Annotated in this window: 8 protein-coding genes and 1 tRNA gene; 6 read left to right on the top strand and 3 right to left on the bottom strand. The window is 65.4% G+C overall.

Going from position 1 to position 11,768, the window contains the following annotated elements; genetic code table 11:
- The first annotated feature begins 94 nt into the window (after positions 1-94).
- Positions 95-171 (top strand) — tRNA-Pro (locus AC1ROK_RS03135).
- Between the two features lie 87 nt (positions 172-258).
- Here AC1ROK_RS03135 and AC1ROK_RS03140 read toward each other — a convergent pair.
- Positions 259-3,180 (bottom strand): ATP-binding protein, encoded by a 2,922-nt coding sequence (locus AC1ROK_RS03140; protein ID WP_492843741.1) that lies wholly within the window; start codon positions 3,178-3,180, stop codon positions 259-261.
- Between the two features lie 477 nt (positions 3,181-3,657).
- On the opposite strand from AC1ROK_RS03140, the gene AC1ROK_RS03145 reads away from it, so the two are divergent.
- The gene (locus AC1ROK_RS03145) at positions 3,658-3,927 is read left to right on the top strand and encodes a hypothetical protein (protein ID WP_492843743.1); all 270 of its coding nucleotides are present in this window, start codon (positions 3,658-3,660) and stop codon (positions 3,925-3,927) included.
- A gap of 303 nt (positions 3,928-4,230) precedes the next feature.
- On the top strand, positions 4,231-5,475 hold the full coding sequence (locus tag AC1ROK_RS03150; RefSeq protein WP_492843745.1) for an MFS transporter: 1,245 nt from the start codon (positions 4,231-4,233) through the stop codon (positions 5,473-5,475).
- Between the two features lie 107 nt (positions 5,476-5,582).
- On the opposite strand, the gene AC1ROK_RS03155 is transcribed toward AC1ROK_RS03150, so the two are convergent.
- Both AC1ROK_RS03155 and AC1ROK_RS03160 read right to left on the bottom strand, forming a co-directional pair.
- Positions 5,583-6,491 carry a glycosyltransferase family 2 protein gene (locus tag AC1ROK_RS03155; RefSeq protein WP_492843747.1) on the bottom strand — a complete coding sequence of 303 codons (909 nt, stop codon included), beginning with the start codon at positions 6,489-6,491 and terminating at the stop codon, positions 5,583-5,585.
- Between the two features lie 213 nt (positions 6,492-6,704).
- Entirely contained in the window at positions 6,705-7,724 is a 1,020-nt protein-coding gene (locus AC1ROK_RS03160) for a GntR family transcriptional regulator (protein WP_492843749.1), read from the bottom strand.
- A gap of 281 nt (positions 7,725-8,005) precedes the next feature.
- On the opposite strand from AC1ROK_RS03160, the gene AC1ROK_RS03165 reads away from it, so the two are divergent.
- The 3 genes from AC1ROK_RS03165 (at position 8,006) to AC1ROK_RS03175 (ending at position 11,619) form a co-directional block, all read left to right on the top strand.
- Positions 8,006-8,974, top strand: a complete 969-nt coding sequence (locus tag AC1ROK_RS03165) for an ABC transporter substrate-binding protein (RefSeq protein WP_492843751.1) — start codon at positions 8,006-8,008, stop codon at positions 8,972-8,974.
- A gap of 159 nt (positions 8,975-9,133) precedes the next feature.
- Entirely contained in the window at positions 9,134-10,627 is a 1,494-nt protein-coding gene (locus tag AC1ROK_RS03170) for a sugar ABC transporter ATP-binding protein (RefSeq protein ID WP_492843753.1), read from the top strand.
- Positions 10,624-11,619, top strand: coding sequence for an ABC transporter permease (locus AC1ROK_RS03175; RefSeq protein ID WP_492843755.1), 996 nt, complete (start codon positions 10,624-10,626; stop codon positions 11,617-11,619). The genes AC1ROK_RS03170 and AC1ROK_RS03175 overlap by 4 nt, the downstream gene beginning before the upstream one ends.
- Positions 11,620-11,768: the final 149 nt, after the last annotated feature.

Consider the following 11,768-nt stretch of genomic DNA (forward strand, 5'->3'; position numbering starts at 1 on the left):
GCCTCGGGACCGAGTCTATAACGCGCCTCGTTAGCTGCTGGCCACCCGCCGAACCATCCCGGAGTTCGGCACCATGGGTCCAGAGGCAATCTGACGGAGTATAGCGCAGCCTGGTAGCGCACCTGCTTCGGGAGCAGGGGGTCGAGTGTTCGAATCACTCTACTCCGACCAATCAACCCCGGTGCCTCGCGGCGCCGGGGTTTTTCGTTGGCGGCAGGACCACCAGGCGGCGATGCCGAGCCCCGTTTCCGGGCCCACCTAAACCTCCGCCGCGCTCGCCCCCCGGCCCACGACGACAGCCGCCTCTATCGCCTGTTGCTCGCTCCAACCGGCGCCTTCCTGCATGGCGGCGCTCACGCGGGCCGGCGACAGCCGCCTGGACAGTTCTGCCACCAGGCGTTGGTGGGTGACCTGCTCGGTCCACTCCCGGCTGGCGCTGCCTTTGGCGTAGAAGGCCTCGGTATACCCCAGCAGCCGGGCGGCGAGCTCCGCCTCGCCTTCGAGGGTGGCCACCAGCGCCAGGTGTTCCCCGGCACGAACTATTGCTGCCGGCCAGCCTAGGGCTCTCGCCTCTCGCAAGCTCTCGCTCGCTGCCTGGCGAGCCAGTTCCAGCTTGCCATCCGACAGCAGGTAGGAGGCGAGGTTGCTGAGGCCAAGGGTCGCCTGCCGGCGGTTATGGTCCGGGCCGCCGAGCATGCGCCGGATTCCATCGATGGCATTCGCCACGTCGCCGGCAATGAAGTCCATCTCTGCGAGCGCGATCTGCGCGCTTGCGACACCTCGGGAATCGCCAACGCTCCTGCACACGGCCATGGATCTGCCGATCAGGGTTCGAGCCCCTGCGACGTCGCCACCCAGATATGCCGCCACCCCCTTGGAGCGCAGGCAACTCGCCAGCGGTTTGGTCGGGCCAAGCGGCTCGAGCACCTTCAGGGCGTCCTCAAGATACGGCAGCGCTTTTCCTATTGTCTCCATAGTCAGAAGCGCGGCCCCGGCGCGGGCCAGGGCTTCGCCGAGATCGAGATCGCGGCCGGCGGATCGGAACAGCTGAACCGCCTGCTCGGCAAAGGCAAAGCCGGAATGATCGCCGTGCGCACTGTTGGATGTCCTCGTCAGGTAGAGGCGCCCTGCGATTTCGGGCGCACTCTTTTCCACCTGGAGCATCGCCATTTCGGTCCAGCGCTCGCGTTCCCGGAACAGCGAGAGCTCATCCCAGAGCCGGATGCTTAGAGTGGCAAGCTGAACGCCGAGCTTGGCCTCGCCTTCAGCTCCAAAGGCCCATTCGAGTGAGGCCCGCACATTGTCGAGCTCCGGTTCATATCGGCCCAACCAGGTGACGGTGGGCGTCCTCGACCAGGTCTCCCGGGCCTCGGTGAACCGATCAATCAGATAGGCCGCGAGCTCACGCTGCCGACCCGGCTCGCCGGTTTCGCCCTGCTTGTCCAGTGCATATCTTCGCGTCGTCTCGAGCAGGCGGTAGCGCGGCTCGGCTTCGGTCAGATCCACTGCCACCAGCGACTTTTCCACCAGCGAGGACAAGAGGTCGAACACCTCGTCCTCGGCTATCGGCTCGCCGCTGGCGACCCGCATCGCCGATGCCAGCGAGCAGCCGCCGGCGAAAACCGCAAGTCGGCGCAACAGTGCCTGTTCTTTGGCGGGCAGCAGGTCGTAGCTCCAGTCGAGCATGGCGCGCAGGGTCTGATGATGTCGGGGGCCGGCCCTCGTCGACCGGCGCAGCGTCATGAACGACGCGCTGAGATTGCTGGCCAGCCAATCGGGGCCCATCATCTTGAGACGCCCGACCGCCAGCTCGATGGCCAAGGGGATTCCGTCCACCTGTTTGCAGATGCTGGCGACGGCGGGCGCATTGCCGTCATCAAGGACGAACCCGTCGATCATGGCGGCGGCGCGATCGACGAATAACTGCACGGCGCTGTGGGCGACTGCGGCAGCGGGGCTTATTGCCTCCGAGCGGGCTGGATAGGCGAGGCTCGGCACCCGATACTGGCTCTCACCTGGAACGGCCAGGCTCTCGCGGCTGGTCACCAGGATGGAAACCGACGGGCAAGCTCCCAACAGCATCTCGACGAGCCCCGCCGAGGCTGTGACCAGATGCTCGCAATTGTCGAGAATGAGCAGCACATCCCGCTGATTCAGATGCGCGATGGCGCTGTCTATGGCTGGCCGATCGCCGGCCACGGGCACCCCCAATGCACCGCACAACGCTTCCCCAACCAGTTGTGGATCGGCAATCGAGGCCAGCTCGACCAGCCAGACTCCGTCCGCATATCCCCCGGCGAGTCGGAAGCCGGTTTCAACGGCCAATCGAGTCTTGCCCGCGCCACCGGGGCCGGTCAGCGTCACCAGCCTGTATCGGCGGAGGCGGGCGAGCACCTCCTCCACCTCTGCGTCGCGACCGACCAGCGAGGTCATCTGGCGCGGCAGGTTATGCGCTTGCTGCGTCCGGCCGAGGGACTGGTCCCGCACAACAGGCGCAGCATCCAGATGGTATGGCGCCGGGTCGGCTGCCAGCCGCAGCAATGCCTTCGTCTCGGCCGCCGGCTCAACGGACAGTTCGCGCAACAGGATATCGCGACAACGTTGGTATTGCCGAACGGCGAGGGCGCGTTCACCTGCGGCGAGGTGTGCCCGGATCAAGGCGCGATGCCCCGGTTCGGCGAGCGGATCGATCTCGACCAGGCGGGACGCGATGGGCTCGGCATCTTTATGGCGTGCCGCCCGCTCGTAGGCAGCAAGCACCCATTCGAAGCGTTTGGTCGCCATGGCACGAAGTTCGGCGCGCCGGTCCTCGAGCCATTGTTGGCCAAGAGGATCGCGGATGCTCAATCCTTCGAGGAATTCTCCCCGGTATTGCGCCACCGCCCGCTCCAGGCCCTCAACGGCGCTGTCGGCCTCGATCGCAAGCAAGGCGACGTCCGACTGCACCGCGCCTGAGGCAAAGCTCAGCCTCTCACGATCGACCTCAAGCACCTCGCTGGCCTGTTCGTTGAGGGACCGCCGAAGTACCGCCAGGGTCTGGCGCAGGCTCTGGTGCGCCTGGGCCTCGCTCCGTTCGCTCCACAGCAGAGCCGCGATCTCTTCGCGACTGCCGCTTTGCCTTGGGCGGAGCGCCAGCCATGCAAGCACCAGACGCGCCGTCTTCAGCCTGAACTCGATCACGCGTCCATCTTGTGACCGTGCTTCGAACGGGCCCAGGAGATTGAGATACAGACGGTGCGAGGTCACGGGCCGTTTCGCTCACTGCTCGATCGACGAAGTGAACCGTAGCAGACAGAAATTCACGGGCAAATCACGTTGCTCGCATGCCGGGATCACGTGGCCATGACGTCTGAGCTGTAGCTTTCATGCCCGATGCCGTTCTGGCGTGAAGCCCGAAGAGTGGCATCTGCAATTGCTTGCGCCGCTGGCGGGCCACAGCTCGCGACGCGACTATCCGGCTTGGTCGGAGTCTTTCCAGGCCTCGCCGGGAACGGTGCAGCGCACGCGCGTATCAGCGGATCTGCCTCATCGTCCCTGGCTGAATTGTCGCGACGGAAGGAGGTAGGCACCATGAGTTTCATTCTGGCCGCATACGAACTCAAAGCTATCGCGCGGCAATCCTGCGCCACCGTCAGATGCGTTCGCGGGGAGGCGTGAATGGGTGATGTTCAGTTCGCCTTCCAGGTGGCGCGATATATCGGTGGGCGTGGCGGCATTGCCTTCGACAAACCGGTGCGAGCCATTGCCGCCCACCCCATTGCGGCGGCCGAAAGGGTCATGCGGACCAGGCCCTATCTGTTAGGCGAGCCGGAAAACATCCTCGCGGAGGTGTCATATTTCACCCCCGACGGCGAGGAAGAGCGCGTGCTTCTCTATCACGATGGATCGATCGCAACACCGATCGCCGTCCCTGCACCATCGCGATAGGGCGGGTGCTTCGCCATTCCCACGGCATGTCTGCCGAAAGTGGGACCGGTTTCGGGACGCGCTTCAGTGACCCAGCCGGCGCCTTGGTGGCTTCAGGCGGCTGGCTGCAGGCCAGCGCCCAACAGCGGGCTAGGTCGCAGGCCGTGAGGCGAGCGTTACGGCGCTGATTTCAATCGGCTCCGACCGGTGAACTGTCTCTCGCGAACCCGAAGTTCCCATGACAGCGCGTACCCGCGGACGCCCCCTTGCGGCGATCACGGTGAATGCGACACGCTGACCAGGCGTGTATGAGACAGGCGCCATATGGTTGAGCGATCCTCATTTGGTCAGTTGCTGCGCTATCCCGGCTTCGTGCGCCTGTGGCTCGCCGACGGGCTGTCGACATTCGGGACATTCATTTTCGGACTGTCGCTGCAGCTCTTGATGATCCACGCCCTCCATGCCGATCAACTGGAGATCGGCTGGGTCCGGTCGGCGCAATGGCTCCCCTCGCTGCTGTTCGGGCTGTTGGCGGGGGTGATCGCGGATCGGGTGCGGCGCAGGAAACTCCTGATCGCTACCGATATTGCCAGTTGCCTGCTGCTGCTTGTGATCGCAGGGCTGGGCGTTCTGGGAGCGCTTTCGCCACTGGGGCTGCTGCTGCTGGTATTCCTGCTCGGCACGGCGGCGGTGCTGCAGGGCGGGGCGCATCAATCGTTCACTGCCGACCTGTTGCCGCCGAGCCTTCTGGCTTCGGGGAGCGTGGTCATGACCCAGACCTACACCGCGGCGCAGACGCTGGGGCCTTTGCTCGCCGGCCTGCTTGCGGGTGTGGTCGGGGCCCCGGTCACCATGCTGATCAATGCTTTCACCTACGCCGCCTCGGCAGTGCTGCTCGCGGGCGTTCCAGATCCGCAGCCATCCGAACAGCGGGCACCATCTTCGGTCGGCGCCGATCTCAGGGAGGGGATTGCCTGGGTCTACCGACACCCCTTCCTCGCGCCCTATGCACTTTGCCTGCACGCCTGGTTCATCGCCAATGCGATCGCCGGGACAGTCTACATCTTCCATGCGACGAAGCTCGGGCTCGATGCGGGTGCCGTGGGATTGACCCTGGGGGTAGCGGGGCTGGCCGGTGTACTGGGGGCCGGATTGGCGGAGCGGGCGGCGAGTGTATTCGGGACCGGCAAGGCAATCCTCTTCTGCGACTACCTGACCGGGGCGGGGTGGCTGCTGGTGGCGGTGGCGCCGCAGTCAGGCCTCACGCTATTTGCACTCATCGCGGCGCAGATCGTCTACGGCGTTGGGTTCGGCTTGCGCGGCCCGCTCGAGACGAGCTTCCGCAACGCCGTGACGCCATCGCGGTTGCGCGGGCGAATGAACACCACCATCCGCTCGATCAACTGGGGCCTCATCGCGCTGGCGGCTCCGTTCGGCGGCTGGCTGGCCCTGCAGTTCGGCGACCGTACCGCACTGGCAACTGCCGGCGCGACGATGCTGGGGACGGGGACCGCGCTGTTGCTCTCACGCTTCCGCGGCGCCTCGATGCCGACCGACGCGTCAGCCTAGGTCATGAACTTCGTCGCGCTTTTGACCAGGAAAAGCCTGCAACTTTCCCTGGACGCCGCTCTGCTCTTCCGCGAGGCGAGGGCACTGCCCACGAGCTAACTTGGCAGCTATGCGGCACGGCGCTTGAAGCGGTAGCGCAGGCGTCGCAGGAACTGGTTGACGCCCACATAGATCGCCAGACGACGCAACTGGCCGACATCTCCGGCGTTCTCGGCCAGCAGCTTGCGGTCCGAGTCGCCGAGGGCAGGGTGCTCGTCAAACGCGAAGAACGCCGAAAAGGCCGCCAACGCCCTGCCGTAGCTGAGCCTGAGACTGGCATCGCCGAGCATGATCCGGAAATGCGGCTCATCGTAGGTGTTCTGACCGTGGATGCAGTAGCAGTAGGACAGCGGGTCATCCATCAGCGCGATCGAGCGCGTGCCGAACATCGCCTCGACCATCGCAGTGTCTTCGGCGCGTGGAGCGTCGGGATAGCGGGGGAGCGCCCGCTTGAAGGCGACCATTGAACCTTCCCAGACGCGGGTGCCCGAAAGGATCAGGATTTTCTGCCGCGGAGACCAGATGCACCATTGGCGCAGGAACACCGCATCCGCCTTCGCCTGCAACAGCGCGCCGACGCCCCGCTCGATGCGATGCGCGCCGTAGATGTCGTCATCGTCCCACTGGCAGACGATCTCCCCATGCGCCTGTTCGACACTGATGTTCCTGAGCAGCCCCAGCGACAGCTGCTCATCGACGCGGACGAGACGAATGTCGCCGCCGCTTGTTTCGATGAGACGCTGCAGCTCCTCGGTTACCGCGTCGGAGACAATAACCAGCTCCTTGTTGCGATAGGTCTGCTTTCTGAAGTAGCCGATCGATGCGCGAACCCGGGGGAGATCGCCCCGCGTCACCATGAGACACGAAACCAGTGGCCCGGTCGTCGTGCCTTTGACGGCAACGAGGCGGTCGGGCGTAAGCCGGCTCGACGTCCCCTTGAGGCTCCTGTCGTAGATATAGACCTGCTGCTTGATCATTGAGGCTAAGCTTCCACCACCCAGGGCGGAGCTTTTCTGAGCCGTGCGCCGCCGCATCAGACCGAGAACGCGCGGCTCCGATCAGTATTGTCGTACTTTAGTTGGATCAGTGGTGGCTGATTCTGTCCACGATGCTGCAAACGTCTATCCGGGACCAACGGATCGACGCTCTGCCTCATCCGGTATTGGACGATGCGTCAGGCCGCGGCCGCCTCAGCTGCCGCTGCGGTCCACCGGCGTCAGGTAGGGCAGCCGCGCCGCTTCCGGCATCGGGCCGAGCCGGGCGACCATTTCGATATTAGGGTGCATGGAGCGGTGGAGGTGGGTCTCCAGCATGCGGCAGGCGCTGTCGAGGTCGCCGTCGAGCAGCAGGTCGTAGATGCTCCGGTGTTCCTCCAGCATGGTGGAAATCTCGGTGCCGGTGCGGTGGCTGCGGAAGGTTGCGTGCGTGGCGATCAACAGCAGCTGGCTTCGTTGCACCGCCTGCAGCAGCTGGCGGTTGTTGCAGCGGGCCACGGTGTCGATGTGGAGGTCCTGCTCGATCCCCTCGAGCTCCATGATGCCGCGATCGCCGCCTTGCGCCCGCATCACGCGGTCGCGGCGGGCTGTCAGCTCCGCCTCGGTGAATTTCGGAAACGCCTGGCGCAGCGCCACCGGCTCGAGGATCCAGCGCATCTCGTAATGCTCGCGGATCGACTCGGCGGTCAGCGGTCCGGCATACCAGCGCTGGTTGGCCTCCTGGACGATTATGCCGGTGCGGGCCAGCCGGGTCAGCACCTCGTGCGCAATGGTTCGGCTGACGCCGTAATGCTCGGCGAGCGCCGATTCGTTGAGCATGAACCGCCCATAGGCAAGGCTGGCGGCCACCGCGTGCTCGACCTCGGGGTAGATCTTGAGCCCGATATTGCGCGGTGAACCGTCGGCCTCGAGCGCCGGCGGCAGCACGAGGCCCGCTTCGCTGAGTTCGAGCCGCAGTGGCTTGGGCGCAGCCTCGCCACCGCGGGCAATGAAGCCCCGTCCGGCAAAACTGCCGATCAGCCCTTCGTCGCTCAGCCGCTTCAGCGCGGCGGCCGCCGGGATGCGGCTCGCCTTGAACGCCCGTGCCACATTGGCCTCGCCGAGCACCAGGCCGGCCGGAAATGCCCCCTGCTCAAGGTGCTCACGGAGCACCGCATAGATGGTCTGGTAGAGCGGCGCTTCAGGCTTGGGCGACATCGGGCGTCGTTCTACCATCTGGGTGCCCCTCTGTCAGTCCGTGCGCAGGATCGCATATTCGAGGCAACTGCTTCCAATATCCATAAGTCGCTTGCCCTGCTCACGATGGCGGTTTCTAGCAACGCCCTCGATTGCTTCATCCGCACCATCTTATCGTGACGCACTATGCATGCAATATGCATTGACTCTCGTCGCGGCGATTTGCAAGAGTGTTGCCGTCGCTGGAGGAAGCGACGAGGGAGGCGGCCGCCTTGCCGGCCGTGACATGGCGTTCCCCCGGACGCCGGAGGAGAGTTTCGATGAAGTTCGCACGTTTGGTGCTGGCCTCGGCCGGCCTCGCTACCCTTTTGTCCGGCGCTAGCCTTTATGCTGGCGGCGCCCTGGCGCAGGAGACGGTGATCGGCGGCATGATCTTCCAGCAGGATCAGTTCTTCCGCGGCATCCAGCTCGGCATGGAGCAAAGCGCCAAGGATGGCGGCGCGACGCTCCTGCAGGGCAACTCCGAGAACAAGCTCGAAAAGGAAGCCGAGCTGGTCGATACCTTCATTGCCCGCGGCGCCAAGGCGATCGTCCTCGCCCCGCTCAACGGCGATGCCTCGATCCCGGCGCTGGAGCGCGCCCGTGATGCCGGCGTCAAAGTGGTGCTCTACGGCACCTCGATCAATTCCGATTTCCAGGTTGCCGATATCGGCACCAGCCAGCTCGATATCGGCCGCTTCACCGGCGAGGCAGCGGCCCGGTTCATCACCGAGACGTTCGGCGGCAAGGCCAAGGTGGCGCTGCTCGGCTTCCGCTCGCAGCTGCAGCAGATGAGTGACGACCGCACCAACGGCTTTCTCGAAAAGGCCAAGGCCGGCGCCGAACTCGACATCGTCGCGACGCAGGATGCCTGGCTCGCCGAAAATGCCGTGACCGTCGCCACCGACATCCTCACTGCCAATCCCGGCCTGCAGGTGATCTATGCCGCCAACGAAGGCGGTACCGTCGGCGCGGTGCAGGCGGTGCGCGCCGCGGGGCTGCAGGGCAAGGTGTTCGTGTTCGGCACCGACGGCTCGGAGCAGCTGGCCGGGTTCCTGCTCGACGAGGACAATGTGCTGATCGCCACCACGGCGCAGCAGCCCTTCGAGATGGGCAAGAAAGCCACCGACGTGGCGCTCGCCGCCGCCAAGGGCGAAGCCACCGAAAAGACCTACGACATCCCGCCGCTGGCGCTGAGCCGCTACGATCTCGAGGCGGTCAAGGCCTATGCGGCGAGTGTGAAGCAGTAATCGGCCCCTGCCGCCGGTCCTCTGGAGCGAGATCAGGAAAAGTTGCAGACTTTTCCGGTTCGATCTCGCGACAAAACAAGGGCTTGGAACAGGATGGCGCTTCGACGAAGCGCAATCCTGATCCGGGATCGGCGGCGTCCTCGTCTCGGGAGTCTCCGGATGCGCGGCGCCATCGAATTCCGCGATGTCAGCAAGGCCTATGACGGCACGCTGGCGCTGTCGCATTTCTCGCATGCCTTTGCGCCCGCTCGCGTGCATGCCCTGATGGGCCGCAACGGCTCCGGCAAATCCACCGCCATCAAGATCCTCGCCGGCGCGGTGCAGCCGACCTCCGGCACCATGTCGGTGAATGGCCGCGAGGTGAGCTTCGCGACACCCGCTGAAGCCTTTGCCGCCGGCATCGTCACCGTGCACCAGGAGCTGTCGCTGGTGCCCTCGCTGTCGGTGGGCGAGAACATCTTTCTCGGCCGGCTGCCCAGGCGCGGTCGCTTCGTCGATTGGGCCGAATTGCATAAGCAGGCTGCGGCGCTGCTCACCGAAATGGAGCTCGAGATCGAACCGCGCCGGCTGGTCCAGACTCTGAGCCTTGGCCAGCAGCAGATGGTCGAGATCGTCAAGGCGATGAGCTTTGCCCCATCGGTGCTGATCCTCGACGAGCCGACCTCGGCGCTGGCGGCGCGCGAGGTGTCACACCTGTTCGATCTGGTCCGCCGGCTCAAGGCGCGTGGCGTCACGGTGATCTACATCACCCACCGGATGAACGAGCTGTTCGAGCTCGCCGATACCTGCACCGTGGTCCGCGACGGCCACTATGTCGGCACCATCGAGATATCAGATGCGAGCCCGGCCAAAATCGTCGAGATGATGTTCGGCGACGTAGCGAAAGCCTCGCGCCCGCCACGTCGCGCCGTCAGCCGCAGCAACCCGGTGCTGGCGGTTCGCGACCTCAGCCGAGCCCCGGCCTTCACCGACATCTCGTTCGAGCTCTATCCAGGCGAGGTGCTGGGGATGGCCGGCCTGCTCGGCGCCGGCCGTACCGAGGTGCTGCGCGCCATCTTCGGCGCCGACCCGCTCGACAGTGGCGAGATCAGCTTTGGCGGGCAGCGCGTCAATAAGCCCACCCCCAAGCGCATGAAGGCGCTGGGGCTCGGCTACACCCCCGAGAACCGCAAGGAGGTCGGGCTGGTGCAGATGGCCGCCATCCACGACAACCTGATCCTCGCCAGCCTCGATCGCATCGCCCGCGCCGGCTTCACCAACCGCGCCCGCGAGACCCCGTCGGTCACGCGCCAGATCCGCGATCTCGGCATCAAGGTGGCCGATCCGCTGCTGCCGGTGTCGACCCTTTCGGGCGGCAACCAGCAGAAGGTGGTGATCGGCAACTGGCTCAACACTGCCCCCAAAGTAATGTTCTTCGATGAGCCGAGCCGCGGCGTCGACATTCAGGCCAAGCAACAGATTTTCGAGATCATGTGGGCCGAGGCCGACGCTGGGCTCTCCTCGATCTTCGTGTCGAGCGAGCTCGAGGAACTGCTCGATGTCGCAGACCGCATCCTCGTGCTGCACCACGGTCGCCTCGTCGCCGAAGTGACGCCCGAGACCACCAACCTCACCGAACTCTACCAGCTCTGCATGGAGGGACGTCCCCGATGAGCGCCGACGCCGAACGCACCACGCCGCGAGGCGGCTTCAGCCTCACCATGCTGCGCTACGTCGTCATGGAGCTGATCCTCGTCGCACTGATCCTGGTGCTGGTGGTCGCCGCGCCGGGCTTTGCCAGCCTCCCGAACCTGCTCAACGTGCTGCGCGCCGTCTCGATGCTGGGGATCATCGCCTTCGGCATGACGGCGGTGATCATCGCCGGCGAGATCGATCTGTCGGTCGGCGCCGGCGCGGCGCTGGCCGGCTGTATCCTCGGCTGGACCTGCGGCGCGCTCAGCGACAGCATCGGCCCCTGGCCGGCGGTCGCCATCGGTGCGCTGGCCGCCATCGCCATCGGCATCGGCTGCGGAGTGTTCACCGGCAAGATGCGGCAATGGTTCAACGTGCCGAGCTTCATCACCACGCTGGCGATGCTGGCGGGGTTGCGCGGTGTCGCCAACCTGATCTCCGGCGGCTTCCCGATCACCAGCTTCCCCAAGGGCTTCAACTTCTTCGGCGCCGGCAATGTCGGTGGCGTGCCGACGCCGGTGTTCTTCTTCCTCGCGGTATTCGCCGCCATGCATGTGCTGATGAAGTATACGAGCTTCGGCCGCGCCGTTTACGCGGTGGGCGGCAATGCCGAGGCCTCGCGGCTCTCGGGCATCGACGTCTACGGCACCAAGACTTTGGCGCTCGCCATCACCGGCGGGCTCACCGCGCTCAGCGGCATGCTGATCGCCAGCCAGATCGGCTCGGGCAACGGCACCGCCGCCACCGGCATGGAGCTCAACGTCATCGCCGCGGTGATCATCGGCGGCACCAGCCTGTTCGGTGGCAAGGGTCGCATCTGGGGCACCCTGCTGGGCGTGCTGTTCCTCGGCTGCATCAACAACGGCATGGTGCTGATGAACGTCTCGGAATACTGGCGCCTCGTCGTCTCCGGCGCCACCATCCTCGCCGCCGTGCTGCTCAACCAGGTGCTGGAGCGCGGCATCAAGCGGTAAGTGTCTGCCACCAGCGGCACCCAGGAATTCGATGTCATCCCGGCGCAGGCCCATATGCGCCAGGCTACTGTTGTAGTTACGGTCGTGCCCACCCACCGGCTGTCATCCAGCGAAAGCTGGGCCCCATCCATCCGTTGGCGCTGCGGCGA

The organism is Devosia sp. GW821-FHT12F11, assembly GCF_058806655.1.

Coding starts and splice junctions, on each gene's coding strand:
- AC1ROK_RS03175 (WP_492843755.1), top strand. CDS start 10,624: ATGAGCGCCGACGCCGAACGCACCACGCCGCGAGGCGGCTTCAGCCTC.
- AC1ROK_RS03170 (WP_492843753.1), top strand. CDS start 9,134: ATGCGCGGCGCCATCGAATTCCGCGATGTCAGCAAGGCCTATGACGGC.
- AC1ROK_RS03150 (WP_492843745.1), top strand. CDS start 4,231: ATGGTTGAGCGATCCTCATTTGGTCAGTTGCTGCGCTATCCCGGCTTC.
- AC1ROK_RS03145 (WP_492843743.1), top strand. CDS start 3,658: ATGGGTGATGTTCAGTTCGCCTTCCAGGTGGCGCGATATATCGGTGGG.
- AC1ROK_RS03165 (WP_492843751.1), top strand. CDS start 8,006: ATGAAGTTCGCACGTTTGGTGCTGGCCTCGGCCGGCCTCGCTACCCTT.
- AC1ROK_RS03160 (WP_492843749.1), bottom strand. CDS start 7,724: ATGGTAGAACGACGCCCGATGTCGCCCAAGCCTGAAGCGCCGCTCTAC.
- AC1ROK_RS03155 (WP_492843747.1), bottom strand. CDS start 6,491: ATGATCAAGCAGCAGGTCTATATCTACGACAGGAGCCTCAAGGGGACG.